Genomic DNA, 12,200 nt, shown 5'->3' with positions numbered 1-12,200 from the left:
ACTAAACTCTCCTTCTAACGAACAGGGTAAACCTGATAAAACTTACGCTCATTTAATCCTTAGTATTTTTGTCAGGATTAACATCTCCTATTGTAGAGTCTTGAAAAAAAAAAGTCAATAGACATAAATCACAGCTATAAATAAATTCTATACGACAAACGCGTTATCGTACCCAAAAGAAAAGTACATGATGCCACTTGCCTTGCAGGATTTTCCCCCCCAATCACGAATAGGAAGTGTAAGAATAATCTCGCAGAATTTCCCAAGGAGGAGGGTTTTTCATGCGTTCCTGGATACGGATATACCTGTTCGCCATCATGGCCTTGACCATATTCCTATCACCAACAGCTCAGGCACAGGAAACAGACTTCCTGCGCCCTGTCCTGCGTGTCGGATTCGACGACACCCCTGGGACCTTCTGGCAAGGCAGCAAGCTGCTCTACCATGGCGCCGCCTATGAATTCGCAGAATCCATTGCCACCTATGAAAACGTGCATCTTACCTACACCCGCAGTTCATTGGAGGATAATCTGCTGCGCCTGCATGCAGGCAGCCTCGATCTGGTCTACCTGCCCAATGCACCGCTGACCGATATCCATCTGCCCACGCCTTCCACCCTGCCGCCGCATACGCTCTACATCCCCTTAGGTGAGGGGTTCGGCTGGCTGCTTGTCGATGAAAGCCGCCCGGAACTGCGTGACCGCTTTATCGAAGCGATCAAGGTCATCCGGAACGTCAATCCCTTATATCCCAGCAGTCTGTTGGAAAAGTATCATGTCAAGGGCAATGACCTGAATCTTACCGCCGAAGAAAAGGCCTATCTGGCCGCCCACCCGGTAATCCGGACCATGGTTTCCCCCCGCCAGCCCCCCTATACTTATTTTCAGGATGGCGAGCCCCAGGGTGTCATTGCCGATATCATCAAACGGGTGGAAAACGATTTGGGCATCACCTTAAAAGTGATTCCCGAAGAAACCCAGCATACTATGATGCAGCACCTCACAGATGGAGACATCGATCTGGTGATGGATTTCTATACGGATCACAATTGGGCCAAGGCACATAATGCCACCATCACCTTCCCTTATCTGACGCTGAACTATGTATCCGTCCTGCGGAAGGACAAATCACTGCCAGAAAATCCTACCGTGGCCTGCGCCCGTCCCCATTTTTACACCCAGGACTACATCGAGCGCCTGTTTCCACCAGAACAGCTGCGCTATTATACCGATGTCGCCGACTGCATGGCCGCCGTCAATAATGGCGAAGCCGATATGACCTTTGTCAAATCCATCACCGCTCAGAGCGATATTTTCCGCGGGAACTACTACAACCTCTATACCAATGGCAATGTCGTATTCAGTCACAAAGTATCCATGGCCATCAGCGATGCGGCCGATCCCATCCTGCTCAGGATTCTCAACAAGGAAATCGCCCATATCGATCCGCAGGATATCACCAGCATCGTCAACAGTCAGGTATACCGCGTACAAGCCAAGGACACCCTGCAATCCTTCATCTACCGCAATCCCTTCATGGCCCTCTGTATGCTGGGCGGCCTGCTGCTGCTGATCATCGCCTGGCTTCTCTATTACCTGAATCTGCGGCACAGACATAACACGGCCTTGTGGCAACAAGCAAATGTGGTTGAGAATGTCAATATTTATAACCTGCATTGGTTCGCCAACGAGCTGCCCAACGCCATTGCCAACTATAGCGAATCCCGGAAAAAAGGTGAGCTGTTCGTATTGGTCATTGTCCCACAGCGCATGGCCTTCCTGAAGGAAGCCTACGGCCCTCAAACCTATGCCGAATCCATCAAAACCACGCTGGAAGCCGTAACCAAAAGATTTCCCTGGATACTGCGCTACGGCCTGTCTGCAGAAATCACCCATGCCTATATGCTCTGTCAGCGTCCCACCGGCCTGACGTTGCGACAGTCGGCAGAACAGATTGAGAAGGCCTCACGCATTGTCGTGGTCAATGGTATCCCCACCAGCTTCAGCTACCAACTTGGCCTTTGTCTGGTTCCCCGCCAGGGCAATCTTGACGTGAGCCTGCTGATGGACAATGCCATGATGGCCCGCAATGAGATCATCGGCAAGACGCAGACCATCGGCATCTTCAACACCAACATGCACGACGAGATGATCAAGCACCAACAGATGGAACTTTATATGGAAAAAGCACTGGAAATGGGCGAATTCCAGATTCACCTGCAGGCAAAATACGATCTGAACACGCGGAAAATCTGCGGAGCCGAAGCTCTGGTGCGCTGGCAGAGTCCAGAACTCGGCTTCATGATGCCCAACCATTTCATCAGCCTCTTTGAACGCAACGGCTTTGCGCTGAAGCTGGATTACTATGTGCTGGAAACCGTCTGCGCCCTGCTGCAGGAACGGATCAAGCAGAAATTACCTGTGGTGCCCATCTCCGTCAACCAAAGCGGCCTTCATATCTCCGAACGCGGCTATCTGGCCAACATGCAGGCCATTGCCGACCGCTATCAGCTTCCCCGCAAGCTCGTGGAACTGGAACTGACAGAAACGGTTTTTATCGATTTCAACACAAAAACAGAAAATGAAAACGCCCTGCAGATCACAAGGCGTTTGAAAAGTATGGGCTTTGCCCTCAGTATGGATGATTTTTGTACAGGGTATTCCTCCATTGCCATGCTCAGGAACCTGCCCATGGACGTCATGAAAATCGACCGCAGCATGCTGCTGTCCGCCGAACAGAATGAACGCTCCCTGGTCATCCTCAAACAGGTAATCAAGATGGGACAGAGCCTGAACATGCGGGTGCTGGTGGAGGGCATCGAAACCGAAGCGCAGGAGCGTCTGCTCCAGGCTGCCGGCTGCCATATCGGGCAGGGATTCCTCTTCGCCCATCCTCTCCCCACCGAGCAGTTCTTTGCCAAGCTGGAGGACAGCCTCAAGCCTTGATGGCCCAGCGCAGTTTGGTAGAGTGAGCACGGCTATTGCGATAGCACTCTTCCTTGGAGGGACGAATGACATCCTGCGAGATGTCGCTGTAGATTCCCTGCTGATGGAAGGCCTTGAAGGCCTTCTTGACAATCCGGTCCTCACCGGAATGAAAGGTCAGGATGGCCACACGGCCGCCGGATTTCAATGCTTCCGGCAGCTTCTCCATAAACTCATAGAGGACTTCATATTCATGGTTGATATCAATACGCAGTGCCTGGAACACCCGGGCACTGCTTTTTTTCGTGAGTTCTTCCCGAGCCAAAGCCTGTTTCTTCGTGCTATAGCCGACCTTATCTTTGACCTCCGGCGGCAGTTCCACTTTGGCCAGCGCTTTGACCACTTCCTCATAGAGCTCTTTCGTAGTCTTGATGGGCCAGCGGCGGCGGGTAATCTGTCGGGCAATCTCTGCCGCATAGGGCTCATCGGCATTTTCCCGCAGCATGCCCTCCAATTCTTCCTTGGAAATATCGGCCAAGCGTTCGGCCGCCGTGATGCCAGCTTCCGGATTCAGCCGCAGATCCAGCGGGCCATCGCTCTTGAAGGTAAAGCCTCGCTCAGGATTATCGATCTGCATCGAAGACACGCCGAGGTCTGCCAGCACGAAATCAAATCCGCCCACTTCCCGGGCCAGCTCATCAATCTGACAGAAATTCATATTGCGCAGCTGCCATATATCCTCGCCAAAACCTTTTGCGCGTATGCGGGCCTCGGTCTTCTTCGACTCAATCGGGTCGATATCGCCGCTATAGAGGCACCCCTGACCAGCGAGCTTTTCCAGCATGGCCAGCGTATGCCCGCCGTAGCCCAAAGTGCCATCAAAGCCCTGCTCACCAGGCTTGATAGCCAGCACGTCCAAAATCTCGTTCACCATGATGGGGATATGCATCCCCGCCGGCGTATTGCCCTTGGCGATGACATGCGCCACTTCGTCGCCATATTTTTCCGGATTGAGTTCCTTGTACTTCTCCGCAAAATGCCGGGGATACTTACCGCTGTAGTGGATGCGGCGCTTATGCTGTTTCTCTTCCATCATAAAGAAAAATGCCTTTCCAGCGTTACGGCAATGCCGTCTTCATTATTCGTCGCCGTGATCTCATCAGCCATGGCCTTGAGCTCGTCACAGGCATTGCCCATGGCCACGCCGTAACCGGCAAAGTCGAGCATGCTCATATCGTTCTGGGCATCGCCAAAAGCCATGACCTCAGACTGGGAAATTCCCAACTGCTCACAAGCCTGTCCCAGAGCGCTGGACTTGCTCACGCCCTTCATCGTCGCTTCATAGAACCAGGGCGCCGACTGTACGAAGGACAGCTTATCCTCAAAGCCCCGACGGATATCAGCCAGATGCGGCACCAGGATATCGTTGGGCGCTGCCGTCAGGATCTTGACCGGTGCAAAATCCACGGCATCGGCGATATTGTCCACGATCTTCACCTGCATATTGTTGTTGCGGCACTCATCCATGACCTTATGACGGCTGGCATCGGTAGTATAGATGTACTTGCCGTCATCCACGATCGGAGAAAGTTCTGGCCATGCTTCCAGATGGCGCAGGAAAGATACCGCCGTCTCATTGTCAATCGCACTATCAAAGAGGATCTTGCCCGTGGTGGCATCCTGAATACGGCCGCCATTGTAGGAAATACGCAGGCCATGATAATCTTCCAGATGCAGGGCATCAGCTTCCCGCTGCAGGCCCGGTGCCTGACGGCCCGAGACCAGCGCCACGATCACGCCCTGTTCCTGTACCGACATCAGCGCCTCGCGGGTACGCGGTGTAATGATTTTCTCATCATTATTGAGCGTACCATCCAAATCCAAAGCAATCATCTTATATTCCATCGTAACATTCCTTTCATCATGAAAAACAACAGAATCAATATAACATAAAGCCTGCCAGCAGGCAATACGCTGACAGGCTTTTTGAAACAGGATTACACAGCCCTATGTTCCGGTTCAATCATCAGTTTGAATACGGCATAACCCAGCCCATAACCCATAATCATGATCACACACATCGGCAGAGCCGTATTCTCACCGGCAATCCCGACCAAAGGCATCATACAGCCGCCTAAGATCATGGAGAAGAAGCCAATCAGGGCACTGGCACTGCCCGCATTCTTCCCCTGCCGCGAGAGCGCCAAAGAAAAGCTGGCTGCACCCACTACCGACAACGGCGTAATGGTCAGGAAGAGCACCAGCAGGATAACCGCCATACCGGCTCCCGCAGTAAAAGCCAGCAGCAACAGCACAGAACCAATCAAGGGCACCATAAGCGATACATGCAGCATCTTCACATCTTCCACGCGCCCGGCCAGCCGCGCAGGCAAAGCACCTGCAAGCATCAGCCCGGCCCCGATGCCGCCGAAGATCAGGCTGAACATCTGCGGCGATACATGGAAGATATTTTGAAACACAAATGACGAACCGGCAAGATACGAAAAGAAGGCCCCGAATACAAAGCACTGCACCAGACAGTGCCCCAGGAAATACCGATTCTGAAGCAGCATGGGGAACTTGGCAAAGGAATCCTTGAGTCCCTTGAGCCGTTTATCTGCCGGCAAAGTTTCCTTATAGATGAGCGTGGCGATAAGCTGGAAAATACCCACGGCCACCAGGACCACAAACACGCCGCGCCAGCTCGTGAACAAGAGGATCTGCCCGCCAATCACCGGCGCGATAATCGGCGCCAGTCCATTGACCATCATGAGCATGGCAAAGAACTTCGTGAGTTCCGGCCCCTGACACACATCCCGGGCAATGGCCTTGGCAATCACGATGCCACTGGCCCCCGCAAAGCCCGAAACAAAGCGGAAGAACAGGAATACCATAATATCCTGCGCCCAGACACACCCCACCGTAGACAGGGTAAAGACAACCATGCCAATGGCCAAGGGCCACTTACGCCCATAACGGTCACTGATGGGGCCGGCGAAAATCTGCCCCAGAGCCATGCCCAGCATGGTCATGGTCAGCGTCATCTGCGCCAACGATGCCGAAATCCCCAGATCCACCTGTACCGTGGGCAGGGCTGGCAGATACATATCCGTGGCCAAAGGCGCCATCGCCGTCATCAGCCCCAGGAACACCGTCAGCCAAATCTGTTTCCCTTTAGACATTGCCATATATTTTATCGAAACCTCCTTGCAAAACTCTGATAAGATGTCATTATAACATATTTATCCCCCTTTGCAACTTATCCACAATCGTCAGAAAAATACCAATATCGCAGCTAGCATAAATCTTGCACTTATCCACATTGTGCACAGTTTTTCCTGTGGAAACTGTGGATAAGTCGCTCTTTTTCTGAAAAAAGCCTGAAAAACCGCCTGTATATGCGCCCTTTCTCCCCGAACCTCTGTGGATAACTGTGTGGATAGCAAAATTCCCCCTTTGCAAGTCTACGGCAAAATCGAGCGAATTTCTCAAAAATGTGTTATACTAGTTTTGTTTGTTAGGGAAAATTTTTATCAAGTTAGGGGGATAGGCTCCGGCAGACAGGCCTGTTGGAGCGATAATAATGGTAAAAAACAAACAATTAGGATTAATTGCACATGACGAATGGCTCGCACCTTATGAGGATGCTATTCGGGGACGTCATGAACACGCAGTCTGGAAAATCAATCAGCTGACACAGAATGGCAAACGTACTTTATCGGACTTTGCCTCTGGTCATCTTTATTACGGCCTGCACAAACAGAAGCGCGGCTGGGTGTTCCGCGAATGGGCGCCCAATGCCCTGGCCATCTACCTGATCGGCGATTTCAACAACTGGCAGGAAGATGAAGCCTATAAGCTCAAACACATTCCGGGCACCGGCAACTGGGAGTTAGAGATTCCTGCCGGCAAGATCAAGCACGGAGACCTGTACAAGATGAAAGTCCATTGGCGTGGCGGTGAGGGGGAACGCATCCCCGCCTGGGCACAGCGCGTTGTACAGGATGAAAACACCAAGATTTTCTCTGCGCAGGTCTGGAATCCGCGCAAGAAATTCACCTGGCACGATGCCAAATTCAAGCCCACCACCGCACCGCTGCTCATCTATGAATGCCATGTCGGCATGTCGCAGGATGCGGAAAAAGTAGGCACTTATAAAGAATTCAAGGAAAATATCCTGCCCCGCGTAAAGGCAGACGGCTATAACTGCGTCCAGATCATGGCCATTCAGGAACATCCTTACTACGGCAGCTTTGGCTACCATGTAAGTTCCTTCTTCGCCGCCAGCAGCCGCTGCGGCACGCCGGAAGAACTCAAGGACCTGATTGACACGGCGCATAAGATGGGACTGGCTGTCATCATGGATATCGTCCACAGCCATGCCGTCAAGAATGAAGTGGAAGGCCTCGGCAATCTCTGCGGCGATCCCAACCAGTTCTTCTATCCCGGCGATCGCCACGAACATCCCGCCTGGGACAGCCTCTGCTTCGACTACGGCAAGGATGATGTGCTGCACTTCCTGCTGTCCAACTGCAAGTACTGGCTGGAAGAATTCCACTTCGACGGCTTCCGCTTCGATGGCATCACGTCCATGCTCTACTACAGCCATGGCTTAGGCGAAGCCTTCATGAACTACGGCGATTATTTCAACGGCCATCAGGACGACAACGCCATCTGCTATCTGACCTTGGCCAACAAGCTGATTCATGAAATCAAGCCCCATGCCATCACCATCGCCGAAGATGTCAGCGGCATGCCGGGCCTTGCTGCCAAATTCGAGGATGGCGGTTATGGCTTCGACTATCGTCTGGCCATGAACGTGCCCGATTACTGGATCAAGACCATCAAAGAGAAGAAGGACGAAGATTGGAAACCGTCCAGCATCTTCTGGGAAATGACCAACCGCCGCGCCGATGAAAAGACCATCTCCTATGCCGAAAGCCATGACCAGGCACTCGTAGGCGACAAGACCATCATCTTCCGCCTGATCGATGCCGATATGTACTGGCATTTCTCCAAGGACAACCGCAACGGCATGGTAGACCGCGGCATTGCCCTGCACAAGATGATCCGTCTGGTTACGGCTTCCACGATCAATGGCGGCTATCTGAACTTCATGGGCAATGAATTCGGCCATCCCGAATGGATCGACTTCCCGCGTGAGGGCAACGGCTGGAGCTATAAATACGCCCGCCGCCAATGGCATCTGGTCGATGACCAGAATCTTTGCTACCACTATCTCGGCGACTTCGACCGGGAAATGCTCACCATCATGAAAAAGGTGAAGAACTTCCAGAACGAACCCGTTGTGGAAATCTGGCATAACGATGGCGATCAGATACTGGCCTACAGCCGTGGCAACCTGGTCTTCGTCTTCAACTTCTCCCCGACGCAGTCCTTCCCGGACTACGGCTTCCTGGTACCGAAAGGCTCCTATGAAGTTGTCCTGAACAGCGATGCCATAGAATTCGGCGGCAACGGTCTGGCCGACGACAGCGTCATCCACAAGACCAACTTCGATCCGCTCTATGAAAAAGACAAGAAGGAATGGCTGAAAATCTACATTCCTGCCCGCAGTGCCGTCGTATTGCGGAAAAAGAAATAACATATTATTCCAAGCAAGAAGGGGCTGTGAACACACAGCCCCTTCTTTTCTGCCATATCAGCCGAAAGTCAGTTCGCCTTTTTCTCCCACAGCACATATATCCGTATGAGACGTGGTGATGATTGGCGCAGTCTTGTCAAAATAGAAACCGTTGGGATTCGTCAGGAAGTTCCAATAGACCTGCACGGCTGGCGATACAGCCTGCGTATGCCGGAAGGAATAGGGCAGCACATTCACATAGCGAACTGACTTCCTGCCCAATTCTACCACCAATGTCTTGCGGCTGGTATCCTGATTCATGCCATCGATATAGAGATAGTTCCGGCCATCTTCCATATGCACGAGTACCGGCTGCGGATCTGTAAGTTCTGCCTGCAGGAACTCTGCTTCACGGCCATTCAGGTCCACATGGATGGCACCATCCTGCGAGCAGACATGAATCACATCCCGCTTGCCTTTATCGCGCAAAGAGGCCGTGAGATTATAATCCGCAGGGAATGGCTGGGCATATGCCCCCGGCTGCTGGCGATAATTCCATTGGAACAGATCCGGCTGCTCCTCAAAAAGGATGGTCGCCATCAGCAAACCTTCTGCATAGGAAGCAATCTCATAAGGATTGAAATAGAACGTGACTCCCCGGGGATCTAACGTCCAGTTCAGTTGGTCCTTGTAGGAAAGTTCCCGGATATTCTCATCCAAATCCCCAAAACCACTGCGGGGATAGTCCTGCCGCAACTGCTGGCAGATTGCCTCCGCCAGTTTTTCCCGGTCACGGACCACCGCCGATAAGGGAATCGGTGCTCCGGTAAGCGTACTGAGATTCACGCCCTGCCAGCTATACATGCCATGGGCCCCGCTACCACCGGTGTATTCCTGTTGCAGGAAGCTGACCACGGAGGTATCCGCCCGCCGCAGCTGCACATCGAAATCGTACACATACGCATGATAATACTTGGGCGATTCCTTGCGGAAGTTGGCCGCATCCACCTTCATCTCCGCCCGGACCTTCTGCATGCGCTGCCACTCCTGCTGGTTGATTTTCTCCAGCGCAGCACTAAGCTGCGGATAGTCCCGGCGAATCTCCTCATTCGCGGTCAGGCCGGCCCATTTCAGATGCACGAGTTCAAATTCCCCCCGCGCATCCTTCCCCATATCGCTGTTCTGATGCACCTGCTTGCCCAAGCCGCCAATCGCCCGGGGCTGTGCAGCGTCAGCCGCAGCCGTAAATACCAGCAGGAAAAACGCCGTCCACAAAAAACAGGCCAGACGAAATGCTTTTGACACAAGAATCCCTCCTTACATAAAACCTTTATGCCTGCATAGGAAACCTGCTTCGTTATTCGCCATCGCCTGGCCTGAATCCTCTATATTCTCCATGTATACCTGCATCACTTCAGTTCCAGCGAATCCACCCGGGATAATAATTCTGCCAGCTGTTCACGGGTATGCTGGATGCGCCGTGGCGTCAGGTCATGATGCTTGAGTCCCGTAACCGTCAGCAAATACAGGAACCGTACCGCTGCCGCCACGCGAATCTTATCCTCCATCCGCCCGAGTACCGTCTTATCCTCCGTCCCAAAATACAGCTCCATAATCCTCTGCCAGATATGAGCTGCCGTTCCATCCTGAATCCCCAAAAAATTCATCGCATTGCCGGGTTCATCCTCCGGAAAGGCCTTATACGTCACATACAGCCCCTGCAAATCAAACAGCGGCTGCCCTGTGCAGAGGGATTCCATATCAATGAGCATGGGCTCCCCATCGCAGAGCAACACATTCTTCATCTGAAAATCCCCATGCACCACATGGAAATCATCAGGCAATGCCTGCAGCAGGCTCTTTATCCGACTGATGCTTTCCGCAGACAGGCATTCCTGCAGGCTACCCAGATTTTCCAGCATGATATCCCGGGCCAATGGCAGCTCACCACGATCCAGCTCCGTAGCATGAACCTGTTTCAGGCAATCCACATACAACTGCAGGAGTTCTTCCATTTTATCCGGCTGCTTTTCATAATCTTGGGCCCAGTCATTGAAACTCCGCGCCTGCAGAAGCTCGAAAACAGCGCCATACTGCTCACCCACCCGCACGATATCGTAGGAAATCGCCGTGGGCAGGCCTTTGACAAAAGCCTTGCGGGCCCGGGACTGCTCCCGTTTGATCAGCGGAATACTGTCCGCGCCCTCCCCATATACCTTGACGATCGTCTCCTCATCCAGCCGGTAAACCTTGCCAAAGAAGCCTTGAGCAATGAGTTCACTGCCCTCCAGACTGATTTCCCGGAAGACCTTCTCCACCTTCATGAATTCCGTGAAACCTGTCATGTCCAGGATATCATAAACTTCCCGGGATACTTCCACCATTGAAACCGGCTCATGCTTCTGCACCTTCTCCTCCTTGATTGCCTGCATGAGCACCCGCAGCCCCGCCGAAGAGATATAGCTCAGCTCCTTTGCATCAAAGACCAGTGCACGATGCTCCTGCGCCGCCCGCAGCCGTGCCACATCCTGCCCCACAGCCGCCGCATTGACAGAATCTATTTTCCCGGTCAACGGAATAACCAGTACGGATCTATCCATAACCCCGCCCCCTTTATCTCTTACTTATTCTGATTAAATTCTAGCTTTCTTCAAATAAATCCTGCCCAAACAGCGCCACAAGCTTAAAGTGCAGCAAATAAAAAACAGGCAGGAAGTTCATGCTTATACACGCAAAACTTCCTGCCTATTTGATTTCATCTCACTGCATGCTTATGATATGCCCATCCTGGGCCATCGTTACCTTGCCTTGCTGCATATCAGTGGTCAGATATGCCACCTGGAAGTCACTCCCCTGACGTTCCACCTCGCAGAAAGCCGTATCTGGATGCGCGGCCACCACCGCTTCTTCCGCAATTTCCTCCGTGATGGAAGGCGTGCCCTGCAGATTGAGCAAAGCGCCCCAAACTAGCAGGCCCAAAAACAGTCCTAAATACTTTTTCATCAGAATCATCCTCCTTCAAAATCCCACCATCAGTATACAACTTTACACATGGTTTGTGGATAGTTGTAAGGGAAGTATTCTGTATTCATATTATGACCAATCCAGCCTTGTCAGTCACAAACCTTCGTGCTACTATAAAAGCCATAGCCATTACACAAAGGAGCCTGCAAATGCATTTATTCTATGTCTTCATCGGCGGCGGCCTCGGAGCCGTCTGCCGCTACCTTGCCACCACCGCCATCGGCGCCAGATTTGGTATGATGTTTCCCTTCGGCACCCTATTCGTCAACACGTTGGGCAGTTTCCTCATGGCCATGATCATGGGTTTCCTGCTGTCCATGGCAAAAGCCAACAACCTGCTGTCCGAACCCCTGCGCCTGCTGCTGACCGTAGGCTTCCTGGGCGGCTTCACCACCTTTTCATCGTTCAGCATGGAAACCCTGACTCTGCTCCGCAGCGGCAGTATCTTCCTAGCCCTCACCAATATCGCCACCAATGTCATGCTGGGCCTGCTCGCCGCTATCCTTGGACTATACCTTGCCGTTATGATTCAAGGAGCCAAACCATGACCACTGCACGCCTTATCTAAATTGCAGTTTGTGGGTACGTGCTTAAACGCAATTGGTTACAGATTTGTGGGGCAGAGGCGGGGATACTTCTTCGCCACTTCACTAAATGACCCGCCAGCA

Annotated in this window: 9 protein-coding genes; 3 read left to right on the top strand and 6 right to left on the bottom strand. The window is 52.4% G+C overall.

The window, feature by feature from the left end; all coding sequences use genetic code 11:
- The first annotated feature begins 281 nt into the window (after window positions 1–281).
- Window positions 282–2,945, top strand: coding sequence for an EAL domain-containing protein (locus tag BLQ59_RS13125; protein WP_074573309.1), 2,664 nt, complete (start codon window positions 282–284; stop codon window positions 2,943–2,945).
- On the opposite strand, the gene rsmH is transcribed toward BLQ59_RS13125, so the two are convergent.
- The 3 genes from rsmH to BLQ59_RS13110 all read right to left on the bottom strand — a co-directional run bounded on the left by rsmH (window position 2,935) and on the right by BLQ59_RS13110 (window position 6,112).
- On the bottom strand, window positions 2,935–4,017 hold the full coding sequence (gene rsmH, locus BLQ59_RS13120; protein ID WP_218122910.1) for a 16S rRNA (cytosine(1402)-N(4))-methyltransferase RsmH: 1,083 nt from the start codon (window positions 4,015–4,017) through the stop codon (window positions 2,935–2,937). The two genes, BLQ59_RS13125 and rsmH, sit on opposite strands and share 11 nt — an antisense overlap.
- The gene (locus BLQ59_RS13115) at window positions 4,017–4,829 is read right to left on the bottom strand and encodes a Cof-type HAD-IIB family hydrolase (RefSeq protein WP_074573307.1); all 813 of its coding nucleotides are present in this window, start codon (window positions 4,827–4,829) and stop codon (window positions 4,017–4,019) included. The genes rsmH and BLQ59_RS13115 overlap by 1 nt, the downstream gene beginning before the upstream one ends.
- Window positions 4,830–4,921: 92 nt before the next feature.
- Window positions 4,922–6,112 (bottom strand): multidrug effflux MFS transporter, encoded by a 1,191-nt coding sequence (locus tag BLQ59_RS13110; protein ID WP_176756811.1) that lies wholly within the window; start codon window positions 6,110–6,112, stop codon window positions 4,922–4,924.
- 395 nt (window positions 6,113–6,507) lie between these two features.
- Between BLQ59_RS13110 and BLQ59_RS13105 the strand changes: the two genes are divergently transcribed.
- Entirely contained in the window at window positions 6,508–8,529 is a 2,022-nt protein-coding gene (locus BLQ59_RS13105; protein WP_074573306.1) for an alpha amylase C-terminal domain-containing protein, read from the top strand.
- 57 nt (window positions 8,530–8,586) lie between these two features.
- On the opposite strand, the gene BLQ59_RS13100 is transcribed toward BLQ59_RS13105, so the two are convergent.
- The 3 genes from BLQ59_RS13100 to BLQ59_RS13090 all read right to left on the bottom strand — a co-directional run bounded on the left by BLQ59_RS13100 (window position 8,587) and on the right by BLQ59_RS13090 (window position 11,511).
- On the bottom strand, window positions 8,587–9,813 hold the full coding sequence (locus tag BLQ59_RS13100) for a DUF3298 and DUF4163 domain-containing protein (RefSeq protein WP_074573305.1): 1,227 nt from the start codon (window positions 9,811–9,813) through the stop codon (window positions 8,587–8,589).
- 104 nt (window positions 9,814–9,917) lie between these two features.
- The gene (locus BLQ59_RS13095) at window positions 9,918–11,108 is read right to left on the bottom strand and encodes an anti-sigma factor antagonist (protein ID WP_074573304.1); all 1,191 of its coding nucleotides are present in this window, start codon (window positions 11,106–11,108) and stop codon (window positions 9,918–9,920) included.
- A 160-nt stretch (window positions 11,109–11,268) separates the two neighbouring features.
- Window positions 11,269–11,511, bottom strand: a complete 243-nt coding sequence (locus BLQ59_RS13090; RefSeq protein WP_074573303.1) for a hypothetical protein — start codon at window positions 11,509–11,511, stop codon at window positions 11,269–11,271.
- Window positions 11,512–11,681: 170 nt separating this feature from the next.
- Between BLQ59_RS13090 and crcB the strand changes: the two genes are divergently transcribed.
- Window positions 11,682–12,080 carry a fluoride efflux transporter CrcB gene (gene crcB / locus BLQ59_RS13085; protein ID WP_074573302.1) on the top strand — a complete coding sequence of 133 codons (399 nt, stop codon included), beginning with the start codon at window positions 11,682–11,684 and terminating at the stop codon, window positions 12,078–12,080.
- Window positions 12,081–12,200: the final 120 nt, after the last annotated feature.

The sequence above is a fragment of the Pseudoselenomonas ruminantium genome (assembly GCF_900104055.1).
In the GTDB taxonomy this organism is placed as follows: domain Bacteria; phylum Bacillota; class Negativicutes; order Selenomonadales; family Selenomonadaceae; genus Selenomonas_A; species Selenomonas_A ruminantium_C.
The sequence above is the reverse complement of the archived record's forward strand: the minus strand, read 5'-3'. Positions and strand labels throughout refer to the sequence as shown.

Excerpts from the sequence above, each read along its gene's own strand:
- BLQ59_RS13125 (WP_074573309.1), top strand. The coding sequence starts at position 282 with ATGCGTTCCTGGATACGGATATACCTGTTCGCCATCATGGCCTTGACC.
- rsmH (WP_218122910.1), bottom strand. The coding sequence starts at position 4,017 with ATGGAAGAGAAACAGCATAAGCGCCGCATCCACTACAGCGGTAAGTAT.
- BLQ59_RS13115 (WP_074573307.1), bottom strand. The coding sequence starts at position 4,829 with ATGGAATATAAGATGATTGCTTTGGATTTGGATGGTACGCTCAATAAT.
- BLQ59_RS13110 (WP_176756811.1), bottom strand. The coding sequence starts at position 6,112 with ATGGCAATGTCTAAAGGGAAACAGATTTGGCTGACGGTGTTCCTGGGG.
- BLQ59_RS13105 (WP_074573306.1), top strand. The coding sequence starts at position 6,508 with ATGGTAAAAAACAAACAATTAGGATTAATTGCACATGACGAATGGCTC.
- BLQ59_RS13095 (WP_074573304.1), bottom strand. The coding sequence starts at position 11,108 with ATGGATAGATCCGTACTGGTTATTCCGTTGACCGGGAAAATAGATTCT.
- BLQ59_RS13090 (WP_074573303.1), bottom strand. The coding sequence starts at position 11,511 with ATGAAAAAGTATTTAGGACTGTTTTTGGGCCTGCTAGTTTGGGGCGCT.
- crcB (WP_074573302.1), top strand. The coding sequence starts at position 11,682 with ATGCATTTATTCTATGTCTTCATCGGCGGCGGCCTCGGAGCCGTCTGC.